Below are 16,867 nucleotides of genomic sequence, written 5' to 3'. Positions count from 1 at the left end.
GACATTTCCTTAACACTTAACACCAGCTTTCTCTTTATTTTCGAACGACCTGACCCTGCTTATCGTGATAGCTAAACCAGGCCCGTTGGTTAACTTCGTAATAACAGCTGTTTAGCTCCGCTTTAGCCTGCAAAGCACTGGCTGGTATTTCACCGCCCAATTGCTGCCATAAGCGCAGGCAGCCTTGTTCAACCGAAGGCCAGCCCTTATTATTCATGACTATTTTCACTTGCTGCTTTCTGCTTTCATTCAGCAAGGCCACTTCTTTCGGCTTGCCGCGGCGCATCCATTCGGTGCGTGCCAGCCAAAGCGAGTCAATAAAACGCGATACTGCAATGTCTAACTCGGTTTGACGCCACTTTTGCGGCTCGTTAATAAGTACCATTCTGGCGGCCACCGCAGCCAGTATCAACAAAAGCAATACCACCAGAATGTTCTGAAAACGTTGAATGCCCTTACGTTCATCCGTTGTTTCCCGTGTCATTAGCGTCCCTGGTATGCGCTCATCATGTCCCACATTGGGGTAAATATTCCCAGCGCGAGAATCAGTACCATCACCGCGACCACAGCTATCATTATCGGCTCAATACGCGCGGTTAAAGTTTTCAGATCGTAATCGGTTTCACGCTCATAATATTCAGCCACTTCCAGTAACAGCACATCGACTCGACCGGTTTCTTCACCAACGGAAATCATTTGCAGAATCAGCGGCGTAAAGAGTTCCGACTGGCGGGCAACTCGTGACAAATTTTCGCCCCGTTCAATACCCCGCCTCATTTCTATAATGCGTTTTTCCATCCAGGCGTTATCAACAGCCTCGGCCACCAAAGATAAAGCCTGAGTCAATGGAACACCGGCGCCAATCATCACCGAAAAACTGCGCGCAAAGCGGCCTAGCATGGAACGCTTTAAAATAGAGCCAATAATAGGAATTTTTAATTTAAGGCTGTCCCACTTCAACCGCCCATTGTCCGTTCCCACGTAGTAACGAATACCGAAAAAACCGCCCACCATGGCTAGCAGCAGAACATGCCAGTAGCCGACAAAAAACTCAGAGGACCCGAGCAGCGCCCTCGTTGCCCAGGGGAGCTCAACATTAAACCGGCTGAACATGGAGGCAAAAGTTGGGATAACAAAAATGTTCAGCACAAAAATGGCGACAACCAGAGCTATCAGCACAAAACTCGGGTAACGTGTGGCCGCTTTTATTCGCTTACGGGTGTCCTGCTCTTTTTCCAAGTACACCGATAACTGCTGAAAGGATTCCTCCAGTTGACCGGTGTTTTCTCCCACATGCACAATAGCAATAACCAACCGGGGAAAAACGCCTCGGTGCTGAGACATAGCCGTGGATAAATTTCGCCCCCGCTCCAGTTGATCATGCACATCTTTCAGGGTTGTCCGCAGACGTTTGTTTTGCGTCGTATCGGCAAGGCCTTCAATGGCTCTTAGCATAGGAATGCCGGCATGTGTCAGCGAGTACATCTGCCGGCAGAAAATAATCAGTTCGTCTAATGAGACTTTCTGCTGAAAAGCCGATTTTAAACTTTCACCAAAGCTGCTGTTAAGTAACGAAAAGCCCTGCCCGCCGGCCGGGTTAATGGACAAAGGAACCAACCCGCGCCGCATGAGTACGTCAGCGGCATTACGCTCATCGCTGGCATCAACTGAGCCGCGCTGCAGTTGGCCTGATTTGTCCCGGGCGCGATAACGAAACTGCATCAGATGCTGTCCTCAACACTTTCAGCCAGGAATAACACTTCATCCACACTGGTAACGCCCTGCCGCGCATAATCCAGCGCAACCGTCGCCATGGACTGATAGCCCGGATGCGCTTTAGCAGCCGCAGCAAATTCACGAGTGTTACCGTCACGTAAGGCATCCATCATGGGTGTGTTCATTTCAAGCAGCTCAAACACACCGATACGTCCCCGGTATCCGGTATGGTTGCAGCTCTGACAGCCAGCTCCGCGTTTGAAAGAATACTGAGAGCTACCTTCTTTCAAATGTTCCAGCCACTGGCTTTCCGGTTCATCTGGCTGATAATCTTCAGTGCACTTGTCACACACCCTGCGCACCAGGCGCTGAGCTAAAATACCGCGTAGTGCCGCAGCAACCAAATACGGCGGCGCGCCCATATCAATTAGGCGCATGGCGCTGGTGATAGCATCGTTGGTGTGCAGGGTGGATAAAACCAGGTGACCAGTGATGGAGCCGCGCAAACCTATTTCTACGGTTTCGTGGTCACGCATCTCACCGACCATAATAATGTCAGGGTCCTGACGTAAGGTGGTACGTAACACGCGTGAGAAATCCAGGCCGATTTTGCTGTTTACCTGCACTTGAGATATACGCGGCAGGCGATACTCCACCGGGTCTTCAACCGTAATGACTTTTTTGCCTTCGGTGTTTAATTCACTCAGTGCGCCATACAGGGTTGTCGTTTTACCGGAACCCGTCGGGCCCGTTACCAATAGCATACCGTGCGGTCGTTTTATCAAGTTACGTACGCGTTTAAGAATTGAGTCCGGCATACCGGTTTGCTCTAAAGACAATAAGCCAGCTGACTGGTCCAGCAGACGCAGTACGCACGACTCACCATACTGCACCGGCATAGTCGATACACGCACATCAATGCTGTGCTTGCGTATCTTCATATTAAAACGCCCGTCCTGAGGCAAGCGACGCTCGGAGATATCCAGTCCGGCCATCAGCTTAAGGCGCAATACCAGCGCATTGGCAATATTGGTTTCATCCAGAACATTTTCCTGCAGCACACCATCAACCCGCTGACGGATACGGAGCTTACGATCATCCGGCTCAATATGAATGTCAGACGCGCGAACTTGCACTGCATCTTCAAAGATTGACTGCAGTAACTTGGCGACAGTTGCTTCGTCCGTATCGTCATCAAGGCTGAGTTGGCCCAGTTCAAATTCACTGGTGTCTTCGTATTCGTCTTGTAACTGGCTGGCAAAGGTTTCAATTTCCTTCGTGCGTCGGTACAGGTTGTCGAAGGCCTGCATCAACTCACCCTCAGGCACAACCGCCAATTCAACCTGACGTGGAGCCAACAACTGGTTTATCGCATCAATTGAGGATAAATCGGCCGGGTCGCTCATGCCAACCAGGGCTTTCTTGTCATTGGCTTCAATGACCAAAGCGCGATGCCGGCGAGCCTGAACCTCAGGCAATAACTTGAAAGCCTCCGGTGGGATTTTCCGCTCAGAAATACTAATGAGCGGAAGTTTCAGTTGCTGCGCCAAAAACTCCAGTAACTGATGCTCAGAAATGTAACCGAGATCAGTTAACGTTGCCCCTAGCTTGCGTCCGCTGAGGTGCTGCTCTTCCAAAGCCTTATGCAGTTGATCTTCAGTGATGATTTGCTCATGAACAAGCAAATCACCCAGTCGCATTTTAAGACGTGGGCGCTTCATTGTTCACCTGCCGGTTCACTTGCCTCTAACAAAGCAATTTGCTGATGAATAAAGTCGACCGTGGGACGATGCGTAATTCGCGTTAATGCTTCTTCATAAGAGGCTAAAGCTGTTTGCGGTGCAAATTCCTGCTGAGCTAAGGCTTTACCCAAATACCAACGGCCCTGCGCCGGTTCCGCCACAATAAGGCGCTGATAAGTATTGGCAGCCGTCTGATAGTCACCCACTTCCTGAGCTAACAATGCTTGTTTCTGAACGTAGTCCGGGTAGTCTGCTGCATTCGGTGTCGCTTGCTTCAGCAAACTTAGGGCCGCTGCAGGACGAGCTTCTTTTTCTAAAATGCGGGCGCTTAATAACCGAAACTCAAAGTCAGACGGGTCACGTTTAAAACCTGCCTCTAATGTCGTCAGAGCTTGAGATACCTTGTTGCGCCCAAACTGAAGCGCTGCCAGTTTTTTTCGGACATTTTTATTATCCGGAGTTACAGCCAACGCTTTACGCCAATGCTCTTCAGCTGAAGTTAACCGCCCCTGTTGCTGCGCTTTCTGCGCTTTCTCAATATGTTGTTCAGCAATTTCAGCCGGTGAAAGTTGTACGGGCTGCTTACTAAACTCACCGCTCGGCTCAGCTTTGTCGCTGCTGTTATCCGCGGTCGATTCAGGCTCTTCTTCAACTGCTTTAGGTTCAACCTCTTTACTTTCAGGCACGCGTTTTGCCTCACTTATAGGCTCAGACACCGCCACTGATGCGAGGTTATTCTGGTCAATGACAGTTTGTTCGCGCGAGCCAGTCTCTTGCGCATCGGCACGTTCAGTGGGTACCGTAAATGCAGATGAATCAACTAATGGCTCAACGCGCTCCTGCACTAACGGCATGTCCGCAGCTTCGCTTTCAGTTACCGTCATCACGTCATCATCTGAGGACTGCCACCAAAAAAACACCAGAGCAAGCGTAATAACAATGAGTGACGCTAACAGCCATAACCCAAAACGATGACTACCTCGGCGCTCCACCGCGCTACTGGCCGCATTTTTTGAAAACGGTTGCTGGCCACGGCGATCAAGATCCTTCAAGACTTTATTGATTACGCTCATAAAGAACCACCCATTTTCCAATAACTAACAGCGGCAGCAGCCAGGAAAACAAAGCCGACTGACACAGTAACAGGTAGCCAAACAGAGCGGGTTGACTCAGTATCTTCGGTATCCTTAACCGCCAGCTTCAAATCTTTTGAAGACAGTTGGCGCCGACCTTCTCCGTAAGCTAATAGCAGCATTTTATGGCAGAGCATATTAACCAACCTTGGTACGCCGCGGCTGCTCCGGTGCAGGCCTTTTATCAATTTCCAGTCAAAAATTGGCGCACCTTTATAACCGGCCACATCCATTCTATGGGCGATGTATTCCGCTGTCTCATCGACGTTCATGGCCGTCAGTTTATGCGCAAAACTAATGCGCTGACGCAACTGCCGGAAAGCTTTTTGAGATAGGCGCTCATCGAGCTCTGGCTGACCGAGTAAAATAATATGCACCAATTTGCGCCGCTCAGTTTCCAGATTGGACAATAAACGCAAAGCTTCCAGACTTTCCTCTGGTAACGCCTGTGCCTCATCAATCAAAATAACGACCGCCTGCCCGCTTTTATTTATATCCAGCAAACGTTGCTGCAGAGCTCGCGCCAGTTGTTGCTGGTTAGTTAACTGCTCGGTTTCAACGGACAATTCCTGAGCAATGGCCAGCCTCAGCTCCGCCGGATCCAGATAGGAGTCAGGAATATAGGCCGTTTTAAAAAAGTCAGGAATATCGTTCAGTAACCGCCGGCATAGCAGAGTTTTACCGGTTCCCACTTCTCCGGTAATTTTAATAAAGCCCTCGCCGGTTTTCAGCGCAGTCAGAACCACCTCGAAAGCCTCGTGGTGGCTTTTCAAGTCGTAGTAGAACTGCGTGTTCGGCGTTATCGTAAAAGGCAGTTCGCGTAAGCCGTAATGGTATAAATACATACTACCTATTGCTCAATGTCCGGGAACCATTCCTGCAGCAGTTCGCGTGATCGTTTCAGTTCATCGCGCCAGGTATCAACACCGACTACCGTGGGCTTCAGTAATATAACCAACTCTTTCTTTTCCTGACGATTACGGCGATTCGTGAAAAGCTCACCGAGCAACGGAATGTCGCCTAGTAACGGAACCTTACCCACTTCTTCAGAATTTGTGGTTTGCATTAAACCACCCAACACAACAATTTCACCGTTGCGGGCTTTTACTATGGTATCAGACTCGCGAATGTTGCTGCGCGCCAGCGGCAGTACCGACTCTTTTCCTGACACGGTGATGACTTTTTCCTGTTCGCTGGTTTCGACCACTGACGGATGAACATGCAAAATGACTTCGCCGTCATCGCTAATTTGTGGTGTAACATCCAGAGAGATACCGGAGAAAAACGGTGTGAACTCGATATCAGAGTCTGACGACGAAATACCGCCGGAATCAAGCGAAGTGCGGCTGGTCACGTCGGTAACAAAATACTCGTCTTCACCAATTTTAATGACCGCTTTTTGATTATTCGACGCACTGACACGAGGGTTCGACAGAACCTGAACCGTGCCTTGGGTTTGCAGCATTTCTATCATGCCACTGAAATTATTTCCTTCGTCGGTGTAAGTAAGACCGAATAACCCACCAATAGCCGCTGACGTCGCGTTAGTTGGGGTCACGCCATTGAATTCCACTCCAAAACCCGCATTGCCGGAATAGATATCGCTCCAGTTAATACCCTGCTGATAACTGTCGTTCAGTGTTACTTCAATAATGCGTGCTTCCAGAATCACCTGACGTTGTAAGCGCGACTCCAGGGTTTCGATGAAGTCGCCAACAGCGCGAAGCTTGTCGGCTGACGCAGTCACACTAACCACCCCGGCCTGCGGCGACAAGACTACATTGCCGTTACCTATGATGCCTTCAATAACTTCTTTTAAGTCGCCCCACAGGTTGGTTTCCGATTGCGTGGTAATACTGGAACCATTGCCTTGCATGGAGTTTTGACGTGAGTCGCGGCTGTACTCACCACTACCGGTAAAAGGAATCGCTCCGGAAACGTTCGTGTTATTCGTATTTCCGCGATTAGACTGGTTATTGTTATTACGCTCATCACTGACGCCACCGCCCGAGATTTCAGTTTGTGACATGCCAAAACGCCGCAGTGACAGGTAGTCGAGCGAAAACGTTTGGGTGCGCACCCCGGAAGGGAAGATTTGAATTGTACGGCCGGAGCGACGCACTTCAAAACCGTACATATCCTGCACTGCGTCCAGCGTTTCATCCAGCGTGACATCTTTAAGGCTCACTGAAATTTCGCCGCTGACATTCGGATGCACCAGAATATTATAAGGGGAATCGGCAGCCAGACCGTAAAAGAAAGCTTTTGCATCAACTTCATCGGCCTGTAAAACAAAGCGGGGCTCTTCCAGCAATGCTAAGCCGTCTTCTTGTTGCCCGCTCGCGCTTTGACTGAGAAAGTTACTGACTTCCGCAGGCACAGCCGACTTTGTAGCAGACGCTTTTTTCTCGGCAGCTTCTGGCTTCATTGCCTCATTTGCTTCGCCTGGTGAATAGCTCGGTTGATAAGCACAACCCGCTATTACTGCCAGTAATAATGCGCCTGTCGCAACTTTTATCATTGTACTGCCCCCGGGATGCCTTTCTTATTCTGTTTTATCGGCTCAAATAAAGTAATCTCGACCACTTCATTACTTTTTTCAACAACCACACTGTTTGGTTTTATTGACATTACTTCCACACCATCAACCCGCTCTCCCGGCTTGACCCACTGGCCATTTAACCGAGCTGACTGGCTCTGCTCAGAATACAAAATTTGCGTCAATTTCAATTCTTCCGCCCAGCTCTCCAGGTTAGCTATTGTTTCCGTTTCATTGACCGGAGGCCGAGTCGGGTCACGCTCTTGCGCTAACGTCGACAACGGCAATAAAACAAATAGCCATAAAATTAAGTTACGCACTGATAAACTCCTTATCAGTACTCAGTAAATACCAGACAATAGTCACTGTTGCTGTCGGATAATTCGTCACTTGGTACTCAAAGTTCGCCCACCGCACACTTGGATACTCCGTTTGCAGTTTATCGACAAATTTCGATACAGCAAAAAAACGTCCGCTGAACTCCGCCTGAATAGCATGTTGATAGAGCTTAATTGAACCGGTTTCAAACACCACTGACGGCTCCTGCGCTTCCAGGCTTTGCATTTCCAACTCAGAAGCGTGTCGTAATACCCCTTGCAAAAACTGTTTACGCTGGTCGGCAGGTAATAGCACAGTGTTTCCTGAGAAATCTTCTTTGGCCACAACCAAGCGCTGCTGTAGTTGTTTAATCTCTGCTTTAACCGGCGCGTTCACATCTTTACTTAACTGAGTTCTTAACTCTTGCTGCAATTGCTTCAGCTGTTCCAGTTGCGACTCAATACGACGGTTATCAGCCTGCGTACTTTTGTTCTCTTCAACAGTTGGAACAATTAAGTAACTGATAAGAGGCAGTGTCACAACAAGAAAAGCTGCCAAGGCCATCAACGTACGCTGGCGAGCAGGCATAGCGTCAAAGTTTTCTTGTAAGTTTAGCCACCAGTTCATCATCTCTATTTGTCCTCGTCGGTCCTGACGCTTTGCAACAGAAACTGTTGGTAGCCCTGTTCGCTTCGCTTAAGCTCAACAACAGCAAAGCGCTTGTCTGCCAGCAAGTCAGACTGACCGAATTTATCCATCCACAAAACGAGTGCTTCACTATTTAACGCCTGCCCATGCAAACGAATATTCTCGCCCGCAATTGAAAAATCCGTAAGCCAAATAGCTTCCGGCGTTATTTGTGCCAATTCACTTAAAAAGCCGCTAACCGAAGACGACTGACCTTGTTGGAACTCGCTAATTCTGCGACTGAAACTTTGCGTATCCTGAAGTTGTTGTATGAGCTCTTCTTTTTCTTCACGTAACTGCAGGCTAGGCTCTCGCCGTTCAAGTCGTTCCCGGGCACGAGTCAGGTCATCGTTAACCGCCTGTAAAGCATTCGATAATTTTTCATTTTCATGGGTAACTGCTGAATTTTGCCATTGAGTAACCACAACTACAGCTATGAGCAGCGCCAGCCAAACACCTAAAACAGCGCTTAAACGAGCTAAGGTCAGGCGCTGTTTAATTGGCTGCAAGTCACGACGATAAAGGTTTACCCACTGCTTCATGAGGACACCTCTAACAATGCGCCCAGGCCTGCCAAATCGGAATAGTCGTCTTCGCGTAATTCAGTTGCCCACTGTGGGTACGAATAAACGCTGCACTCAACAGCTAAAAGCTCTGACAGACTGCTCTGCACTGCCGATAGCTGTCTGTGCTCAACCGCTAAAATAATGCGGCTAATGGGTGCCTGCCGTAAATGACTTTCAAAATAGTCAACCGAACGCTGGAGCTCGGTTGCCAGCGGCTCCAAAGCTCCCGTCTGTATTTCTTCAGCGGTATAGCTCGAAATATCGGTGACACCACGTAGCAAACGCGTAAACATCAACCCTTTTGGCGTGTTAATTTGCGCGATATAATTGCCACTTGGGTTCTGGTACAAGGTTAACTCAGCATGGTTTTGAATTTCGGCCAACCGGGGCAAGGCTAACTCCGCAATACCAATGTCCGTTAGCTGCAGATCATGTTCGCTAAAAAAATCGACCCAGGGTTTTAATTCGTGCCGGTTCGCTGCAACTGCAACTACCTTATCCTGCCCCGAAGGTTGTTCAGGAAACTCATAGTAATCGGCGATAATCTCATTGCCAGATAGGGAAACTAAGTCGCTTAAGCTGTATTTTAAACTCTCAGCGATTTCATCGGAGTCAAGCATGGGTCTATCTACTTGAACCGATTCATATAAGTCAGTACCTAAGACTAAAATCACCTGCGCATGCTTTAGAGACATACGCGAATATTTGCTCAGCAACGCGCCCGCTTCTTTAACCAGTGAGCCACGCTTTACTTGCTCATGATCGTTAACAATCAGTTCAGGTGACTCGGCGAGTCCTTTAGCAATAAGGAGACGGACGCTGGTTTGCGTTATCTGAAAGCAAATACGGTGACCATTTTGTTTCTGCTTCGAAAATCCTAACACCCAGCAGCATCCTTTATTATTTTTTCATGTATGTTAACAGAAACTTTGCACCGCTCATTACAAAAAGAATACGGTTCGAGCAGTTTATATCTTTCATCATAGCCCATTTGTCGTGCTTTAACTGTAATACTAGCACTTGAGCTTCCATTGCAAGCTCGAGCCAGCCCAGTAAGGCACCATGGGTCCTGTTGCCGTATCTACCGTATCAGCCACAGTCCATTCCTGCTGAACAAGTTCAATGGTATCTGTATTACGCGGCAATTGATAAAAGTCAGCACCATAGCCACTGGCAAAGTTAGCCAATTTATCCAATGCATTATGCTGGCTAAAAAACTCAGCATAGAGCTCTATAGCCGCAGGTGCCGAGTAACATCCGGCACAACCACAAGCCGTTTCTTTACTCGCCTGCACGTGCGGAGCAGAGTCCGTTCCCAGAAAAAACTTCGGGCTTCCGGACAGTGCAGCCTGTTGCAGTGCCTGTTGATGTGTGCGGCGCTTTAAAATTGGCAGACAATAATTATGTGGGCGAATACCACCAACGAGTAAATCATTCCGGTTCATCAGCAAGTGCTGCGGCGTCATCGTTGCTGCGACATTACTATTGGCGTTTGTCACAAACTCAACGGCGTCCGCGGTTGTGATGTGTTCCAGCACAAGCTTTAAGTTAGGGAAACGCTCAGTTATTGGAATTAAATGGCGCTCTATAAATACGCGCTCACGGTCAAAAATATCAATATCGCTGTCGGTCACTTCACCATGCACAAGCAGTGGCAAACCGTGTTCCTGCATAGCAGCTAACACCGGCTCTAATGCTTCAACTGACTTAACCCCCGCAGCGGAGTTCGTCGTTGCCCCCGATGGGTAGAGTTTGAAACCGATAATGTGATCATTAGCAGCGGCTTCGGCAACTTGCTCAGGAGTGGTTTCAGCCGTGAGATACAAAGCCATTAACGGGTTAAAGCTAGCGCCTTCGGGCACCTCTTCCATAATCCTTGCCCGATACTCTAAAGCCGCTGTTACGGTGGTAACCGGCGGAACAAGGTTTGGCATAACAACAGTGCGATGAAAAACAGTTGCCGAAGCAGGTACGGTTGTTTTCAACATAGCCCCGTCACGTAAGTGCAGGTGCCAGTCATCTGGTCTTGGAATGGTTAAGCTTTGCATAGTCACTTCTGGCTAAAAAATGATAAAGCCAGTATACCATTAAGTTCCTTAGCAAAAACCTTTAATCTGTATTCTATTTGAGCGTTTTAGCGCAACCCCATGGCTTCTTTCCAGTGCTTGCGACAGCATGAAACGTACCTATCGTTACCACCAATCGCAATTTGCTGCCCCATGCGAATGGCGTTGCCTTTTTCATCAACCCGCAAAGACATGGTTGCCTTGCGCCCGCAGTGACATATGGTTTTCATTTCCACCAATTTGTCCGCTATAGCCAGCAACACCGCACTTCCCGGAAAGGCATTACCAAAGGCATCGGTCCGAATGCCGTAACACATCACCGGAATATTGTCGGTGTCGGCCAGGCTGGACAACTGCCAGACTTGCTCTTCACTTAGAAACTGAGCTTCATCAATTAATACACAGTCAATTGCCTGTTGCATATAGCGGGCACGCACCACTGCCGCCAAGTCGGTTCGGTGAGTAAAGGACACTGCGTCACGGCCAATGCCTAAACGCGACGCAATACGCCCTTTGCCGGCCCGGTCATCTAAAGCCGGCGTCATCAATAACACATGCTGATCGCGCTCTTCGTAATTATGAGCCACTTGCAACAGCGAGGTACTTTTCCCCGCATTCATTGCCGAATACGTAAAATATAGAGAAGCCATTTTGTTCTATTTTTTTAGGTTATTGTGGTTAGATCCTGGCAGAGATTACCACGATTTTATGGCATTATGGGACAAAGCAACCTTAAGGCAGGAGTTCTCTATGCAATATTCCCCCGAATTTATTAAAGCCATTCCTAAAGCTGACTTACACCTGCACCTGGACGGCAGCCTCCGTGCCAGCAGTTTAATTGATATGGCTAAACGCGCTGATATCGAACTCCCTAGCTATACCGAGGAAGGTTTATTTGATTTAGTTTTTAAGTCTCACTACAACAATTTGGGTGAGTATCTCAATGGTTTTCAGTACACCTGTGCAGCCTTGCGTGACTTAGAAAACCTGGAGCAAGCCTCTTATGAGTTAGCCGTCGACAACCAAAATGAAGGGGTTAACTACATCGAAGTGCGCTTTGCACCGCAACTGCTAATGGATCCGAGCAAAGGCGTGACCTTCGATACCATTATGCACGTCGTTAACGACGGTCTTTTACGGGCGAAGAATGAATACAATAGCAGCGCCGACGTAAAGAATGGCGATAAACCGCCATTTGAATACGGCATTATCAACTGCGCAATGCGCATGTTTGGTAAAAAAGGATTCTCACCCTATTACACGCAAATGTTCCAGCTAATGCGTGACTTTGAAGCCATGCAGGTGATTAAAACAGCGGCAATGGATTTAGTCCGCGCCAGCGTTCGTATGCGCGACGAAGAAAGCATGCCTATTGTGGGGCTGGATATTGCAGGGCAAGAAATTGGCTACCCGGCAGGTGAGTTTAAAGAAGTGTATGAATACGCTCACGAAAACTTTCTACTCAAAACCGTGCACGCGGGCGAAGCTTATGGTGCTGAGAGCATTTTTGAAGCCTTAACCAAATGCCATGCCGACCGCTTAGGCCATGGCTATTCGTTATTCTCGCCTGAAATGACTCAGGATCCGTCAATAGAAGACCCGAAAGCTTATGGTGAAAGCCTGGCCTCTTATATTGCTGACCGCCGTATTGCCGTTGAAGTCTGCCTGACCAGCAACCTGCAAACCAACCCGGATATCGGCGACATTAAGAACCATAACTTCCAGCACATGCTGGACCATCGTCTGGCCACTATCATTTGTACCGACAACCGTTTGGTGTCGCGCACAACGGTTAGCAACGAGTACCAATTGGCTGTCGATAACTTTGATGTATCACTGAAACGCCTGAAAGATATTGTTGCTTACGGCTTTAAGAAAAATTTCTTCCCGGGCCGCTATGTGGATAAGCGCGACTATGCCAAACAGAACCTGAAGTACTTTGACAAAGTGGTTGAGAAGTTTGGGCTTTAATCAACGACTACTGAGTTTATAAGGTTACCGGCCCTTATTTGATAGAACTGCTAATTTTGACACTGTTCTGCTTAAGTGAATCGTCCAGAGTTTGCTGCAGAACAGTTTCAAGCTGCTCAGGGTTGGTGACTTCGTCAATGCAAGCCCAGCAATTCCGTCCATGCTGCTTTCCGTAGTACATCGCCAAATCTGCCAGTTGTATTAGCTTGTTCCAATGCACTCCCGCATCGCCGTATGGGCTGTACGGATATATAGCCCCACCAATAGAGCAGGAGACCTTAACTTTGAGTCCCGACGGCAAATCAAACTCTTCTTCACTGACAACGGTCCGTATTCGCTCCGCTAAACCATGGTAGTCATCAAGATCATCCAGTTTTGCAACCAACAGAAACTCTTCTCCACCCCAACGGGCAAGTATGTCGCTTTCTCGTCGTACAGATTTAACTCGTCTACTAAATTCCACAAGTACCTGATCACCGACCTCATGCCCATAGGTGTCGTTAATCATTTTAAATTTGTCGATATCAAAAAGATAAATAGCGACTTTGTTAGTATCTTCACTTCGATTAGAAAGCACAGCAGAGTCGATGTACTTGCTAATGTTGTGTTCAAGATAAGAACGGTTATTCAGCCCGGTTAACATGTCGGTCTTGCTCAGTTTTTCAAAACGTTTAGCCTGGCGGAACTTTTGACGCAGCTGAAGCAGACCAAAAATAATCACTAGAACAAAGATACTGGCCAATGCATAGGTTAACCGAGTTTGGGTTTCCCGGCGCTTGCTCTCAGCTTCTTTTAATAACTGTTCTTTTTCCAGCAGCTCGTCCTGCAACTGAGACTCCAGCTTTAAGCGACTAAGCTCCGCGCTGGACGCAACGGCACTGGCGCTTTGCTTTAATTGCGGCTCCAGGGTCTCAAGATATAAGGCGTAAAATTTCTTAAGCCCCTGAAACTGTAACCCGTCTTGCTCAAGCTCCGACATCCGCTTGTAAACATCCAGTTTCACTTCGAGTTGGGTATCGGGATGCAAATTATTGCATGCGCTTATTGAGTCCGTTTGCTTTAACTTAAGCTGTATCAGTTGCTGATAGCATTTTAGGTAACGAGCGGTAATCTCATCCGGTGCGGTGGTTTGTAATGACTGATCTAAAAAGTTCGCGCCTAACTCATTTTTACCCAATAACACCGCAGACAAGGCGGAGAAAACCAGGGTGGATTTCAACAGTCCTGCATCATCAGACTGAACCTTATCGAACCACTCAAGCGCAGCATCATAATCTTCCAGGTGCAGTGTATTAGCTACCCCCAGATTAAAATAGGTCAGACTGATAGTATTTTGAGCCATACGCTCATCAATCTGTCCTTCTTCCATTAACTCTTTAGTGCGTCGAAGCACTTGCTGGTGCAGCTCAACACCATTTTCCATATATTCTTTGTCACCATACATAATATACAGCGTTGCGGTATTCTGCATGACGGTATTCAACACAGGCCAGTTTACTGCTGGGTCTTTAGCAAGCTCCAGTGCACGTTCAAAGCTATTAAATGCCAGTCCAATATGACCGTTACTTGACTGTATCCAGCCGATTTCTGATAGCAGCTCAGTTGCATATTCAGTCCCACCTAACTCAAGAGCATCTTCATGCAGGGCGATAAGCTCGGCTAGTTTTTCTTCATATTCCGCATCCTTTACCGAGACGCATAAATGCCGATAAAAAATATCGAAGTCCTTGGGAGGATGGAGTTGGCAGGCTTGTGCAGTTAACTCAGTCTCGTAATAGAAGTAGTGTTGATAAGCTAACTCTCGCTGAAGACGATACTCATCAGCGGGTCCCTCGGCTTGTTCCAGATGCTCCGTTAAATAATTAATTCGCTCTAGATAGGAAAGCGACTCGAACTCCTCGGCTAAAGGAGGAAGCTGCTCGAGTTTTTCTACGGTAACTTCATTCTCCTCTTGAGCATCAGCTAAAAAGGAAACAACGAAAACCAAACTAATAAGCAATTGCATTGTATTCAGTCGCATAGCTTCAATTTAGAGCCTATACAAGAAAATGACAAGCAAATAGAAAGCAAAGACCCCCTTAAAGAAGGGGGTCAATGATAATAAATCACACTTAGACAGTCGGAAAACTAGAAGGGAATGTCGTCATCAAAGTCGTTGTCCGGTGAAAACGGTGCAGGTTCTGCCGGTTTCTGTTGAGACTGTTGATTTTGCTGCTGCGCTGGCTGAGGTGCCGGACGCTGCTGTTGCTGTTGAGGCTGACTGCCGCCATAACCACCGCTTTGCTGCTGACTGCCACCAAAGCCTTGACCTTGCGGCGCAGAGCCTTGTGGTCCACCCTGAGGCCCACCACGAGAATCCAGCATCTGCATTTCGTTAATCACAACTTCTGTCGTGTAACGCTCTACATTGTCCTGCCCTGTCCATTTGCGAGTTTGCAACCGGCCTTCAACATACACTTTTGAGCCCTTCTTCAGATACTCACCCGCAATCTCTGCCAGGCGGCGATACGCCACGCAGCGATGCCACTCAGTTTGTTCGCGCGGTTCACCGGTTTGCTTATCTTTCCAGGTTTCACTGGTAGCAATCGACAGGTTGGCTATCGCTGTGCTGTTTTGGGTATAACGTACCTCTGGGTCAGCTCCCAGGTTACCAATTAATATGACTTTATTTACACCGCGACTGGCCATTATTTTCTCCTGTTCCTTATGCGCGTTACAACTGCTTCAATTTATTGGGCGACCGATGCCTTTTCAAGCAACTGATTAACCGCCTTTTCATCATAATGTTTTTTATCAACTTTTAAATAGGTTGCCTGATCTTCTTCAACCCACCTTGCTTCCGTTACTCCAGCTACGGTAAGTAACCGCTCACTTAGTTTCTTCGCCTTGTCCTCAGATAGTCCGGGTAATGATAACGATACACTGGTAACGCCTGCAGGATTAACCATAACTAAGCTGATGAGTAACCAACATACTAGCAAGATCAGACAGAAAACAACAACGCCAGATATCTGATAATTCTGTAAGACCCAACCGCCTGCAACACCGCCAACAAAGGCACCTAAAAACTGTCCGGTTGAATAGATACCGCTGGCACTGCCCTTACTCCCGGCGGGCGCAATACGGGTCAGTAATGACGGTAAACTGGCCTCAATAAAATTAAAACCGGTGAAAAAAATCACCAAGGCCGCAACTAGCAACCATCCTGACTGCCCGGCCACACCAATAATTAGCAGAGATACAATTAAGGTCACAATCGAAAACCGCAGCCACTGCACTGAATTATTATTGCGGGAGCTGTGAATGATCATCGGTACCATAAACAAAATTGAGGCGGCCAGGGTTGGTAGATAAAACCAGGCATGCGTCTGACTTTCAAAGCCTGCATTTTGCAACTGGGTTGGCAAGGTCACAAACCAGGCGGTCAATATAGCGTGCAACACAAAAATACCGCTGTTCAGACACCACAATTGTTTATGTTTAAGTAAGTCTCCCAGCTCGGACAAAACCGGCAAGGATTCCCGCCGGGCAGAGGTAGTAACAACTTTCGGCACACTGAGCAGTAGCACGAAAATGCCCAGAACACCGCTGGCAGCCGTAAACCAAAACAACCCTGAAAGACCAATAACGTCACCCAGCAGAGGTCCTGCAACCAATGACACCGCAAACGCTAAGCCAATACACATACCAATGGTAGCCATAACCTTCGGCCGTTGCTCGTCACGTGACAGGTCAGCCGCCAGGGCTAATATTGCGGCGGCTATGGCGCCAAGGCCTTGCAGAGCTCGACCAACAGACACGCCGAATAAAGTATCAGCCTGCGCCGCGACCACGCTTCCGGCAACAAAAACCAGCAGCCCGCCAACAATAACGGGCTTACGACCTAGCCGGTCTGACAACATACCCAAAGGAATTTGCAAAAGCGCCTGAGTCAGTCCGTAGGCACCAAGAGCAATACCCACCCACAATGGCGAATAGTCTGGATACTCCTGTGCATAAACTGCCAGCACGGGCATGATCAAAAACAGCCCCAGCATCCGTATACCAAAGACAGACGCGAGCGCTAAAGCGGCTTTTTTTTCAGTTTTATTCAGTTTTTGCGGTGTCATTTCACTGCTTCATAGTCAGT

16 protein-coding genes are annotated in these 16,867 nt (G+C 48.1%); 1 reads left to right on the top strand and 15 read right to left on the bottom strand.

Features of this window, described 5'->3' with window-relative positions; genetic code table 11:
* Nucleotides 1-34 precede the first annotated feature (34 nt).
* The 12 genes from K5X84_RS01710 to K5X84_RS01655 form a co-directional block, all read right to left on the bottom strand.
* Entirely contained in the window at nucleotides 35-484 is a 450-nt protein-coding gene (locus K5X84_RS01710) for a Type II secretory pathway component (RefSeq protein WP_222236400.1), read from the bottom strand.
* Nucleotides 484-1,722 (bottom strand): type II secretion system F family protein, encoded by a 1,239-nt coding sequence (locus tag K5X84_RS01705; protein WP_222236399.1) that lies wholly within the window; start codon nucleotides 1,720-1,722, stop codon nucleotides 484-486. Before K5X84_RS01705 ends, K5X84_RS01710 begins: the two co-directional genes overlap by 1 nt.
* The gene (locus tag K5X84_RS01700; protein ID WP_222236398.1) at nucleotides 1,722-3,437 is read right to left on the bottom strand and encodes a GspE/PulE family protein; all 1,716 of its coding nucleotides are present in this window, start codon (nucleotides 3,435-3,437) and stop codon (nucleotides 1,722-1,724) included. The genes K5X84_RS01705 and K5X84_RS01700 overlap by 1 nt, the downstream gene beginning before the upstream one ends.
* Nucleotides 3,434-4,531: a tetratricopeptide repeat protein gene (locus K5X84_RS01695; protein WP_222236397.1), complete on the bottom strand. Its 1,098-nt coding sequence runs from the start codon at nucleotides 4,529-4,531 to the stop codon at nucleotides 3,434-3,436. Before K5X84_RS01695 ends, K5X84_RS01700 begins: the two co-directional genes overlap by 4 nt.
* Nucleotides 4,528-5,436 (bottom strand): ExeA family protein, encoded by a 909-nt coding sequence (locus K5X84_RS01690; protein WP_222236396.1) that lies wholly within the window; start codon nucleotides 5,434-5,436, stop codon nucleotides 4,528-4,530. Before K5X84_RS01690 ends, K5X84_RS01695 begins: the two co-directional genes overlap by 4 nt.
* 5 nt (nucleotides 5,437-5,441) lie before the next feature.
* Nucleotides 5,442-7,112, bottom strand: a complete 1,671-nt coding sequence (gene mshL / locus K5X84_RS01685; protein ID WP_222236395.1) for a pilus (MSHA type) biogenesis protein MshL — start codon at nucleotides 7,110-7,112, stop codon at nucleotides 5,442-5,444.
* Nucleotides 7,109-7,450, bottom strand: a complete 342-nt coding sequence (locus K5X84_RS01680; protein ID WP_222236394.1) for a DUF3160 domain-containing protein — start codon at nucleotides 7,448-7,450, stop codon at nucleotides 7,109-7,111. The genes mshL and K5X84_RS01680 overlap by 4 nt, the downstream gene beginning before the upstream one ends.
* The gene (locus K5X84_RS01675; RefSeq protein ID WP_222236393.1) at nucleotides 7,443-8,078 is read right to left on the bottom strand and encodes a Type II secretory pathway component; all 636 of its coding nucleotides are present in this window, start codon (nucleotides 8,076-8,078) and stop codon (nucleotides 7,443-7,445) included. The genes K5X84_RS01680 and K5X84_RS01675 overlap by 8 nt, the downstream gene beginning before the upstream one ends.
* 2 nt (nucleotides 8,079-8,080) lie before the next feature.
* Nucleotides 8,081-8,677, bottom strand: coding sequence for a PilN domain-containing protein (locus K5X84_RS01670; RefSeq protein WP_222236391.1), 597 nt, complete (start codon nucleotides 8,675-8,677; stop codon nucleotides 8,081-8,083).
* Nucleotides 8,674-9,585, bottom strand: a complete 912-nt coding sequence (locus K5X84_RS01665) for a Type II secretory pathway component (RefSeq protein ID WP_222236389.1) — start codon at nucleotides 9,583-9,585, stop codon at nucleotides 8,674-8,676. The genes K5X84_RS01670 and K5X84_RS01665 overlap by 4 nt, the downstream gene beginning before the upstream one ends.
* 129 nt (nucleotides 9,586-9,714) lie before the next feature.
* Nucleotides 9,715-10,749: a dihydroorotase gene (gene pyrC, locus K5X84_RS01660; protein ID WP_222236387.1), complete on the bottom strand. Its 1,035-nt coding sequence runs from the start codon at nucleotides 10,747-10,749 to the stop codon at nucleotides 9,715-9,717.
* 86 nt (nucleotides 10,750-10,835) lie between these two features.
* Nucleotides 10,836-11,417, bottom strand: coding sequence for a thymidine kinase (locus K5X84_RS01655; RefSeq protein ID WP_199494788.1), 582 nt, complete (start codon nucleotides 11,415-11,417; stop codon nucleotides 10,836-10,838).
* A 100-nt stretch (nucleotides 11,418-11,517) separates the two neighbouring features.
* Here K5X84_RS01655 and K5X84_RS01650 point away from each other — a divergent pair, with 100 nt between their 5' ends.
* Complete coding sequence (locus K5X84_RS01650; protein WP_222236386.1) at nucleotides 11,518-12,738, top strand: adenosine deaminase family protein; 1,221 nt, start codon at nucleotides 11,518-11,520, stop codon at nucleotides 12,736-12,738.
* A 34-nt stretch (nucleotides 12,739-12,772) separates the two neighbouring features.
* Here K5X84_RS01650 and K5X84_RS01645 read toward each other — a convergent pair whose 3' ends face one another.
* From K5X84_RS01645 to K5X84_RS01635, 3 genes are all read right to left on the bottom strand, one after another.
* A complete protein-coding gene (locus K5X84_RS01645) occupies nucleotides 12,773-14,758 on the bottom strand; it encodes a GGDEF domain-containing protein (protein WP_222236385.1) in 1,986 nt (661 codons plus the stop codon).
* Between the two features lie 107 nt (nucleotides 14,759-14,865).
* Nucleotides 14,866-15,426, bottom strand: a complete 561-nt coding sequence (gene ssb / locus K5X84_RS01640; protein ID WP_222236384.1) for a single-stranded DNA-binding protein — start codon at nucleotides 15,424-15,426, stop codon at nucleotides 14,866-14,868.
* Nucleotides 15,427-15,467: 41 nt separating this feature from the next.
* Entirely contained in the window at nucleotides 15,468-16,847 is a 1,380-nt protein-coding gene (locus K5X84_RS01635; RefSeq protein WP_222236383.1) for an MFS transporter, read from the bottom strand.
* Between the last annotated feature and the right edge of the window lie 20 nt (nucleotides 16,848-16,867).

It is taken from the genome of Idiomarina abyssalis (assembly GCF_019797805.1).
In the GTDB taxonomy this organism is placed as follows: Bacteria; Pseudomonadota; Gammaproteobacteria; order Enterobacterales; family Alteromonadaceae; genus Idiomarina; species Idiomarina abyssalis.
This window is presented reverse-complemented; position numbering and strand designations above follow the sequence as displayed.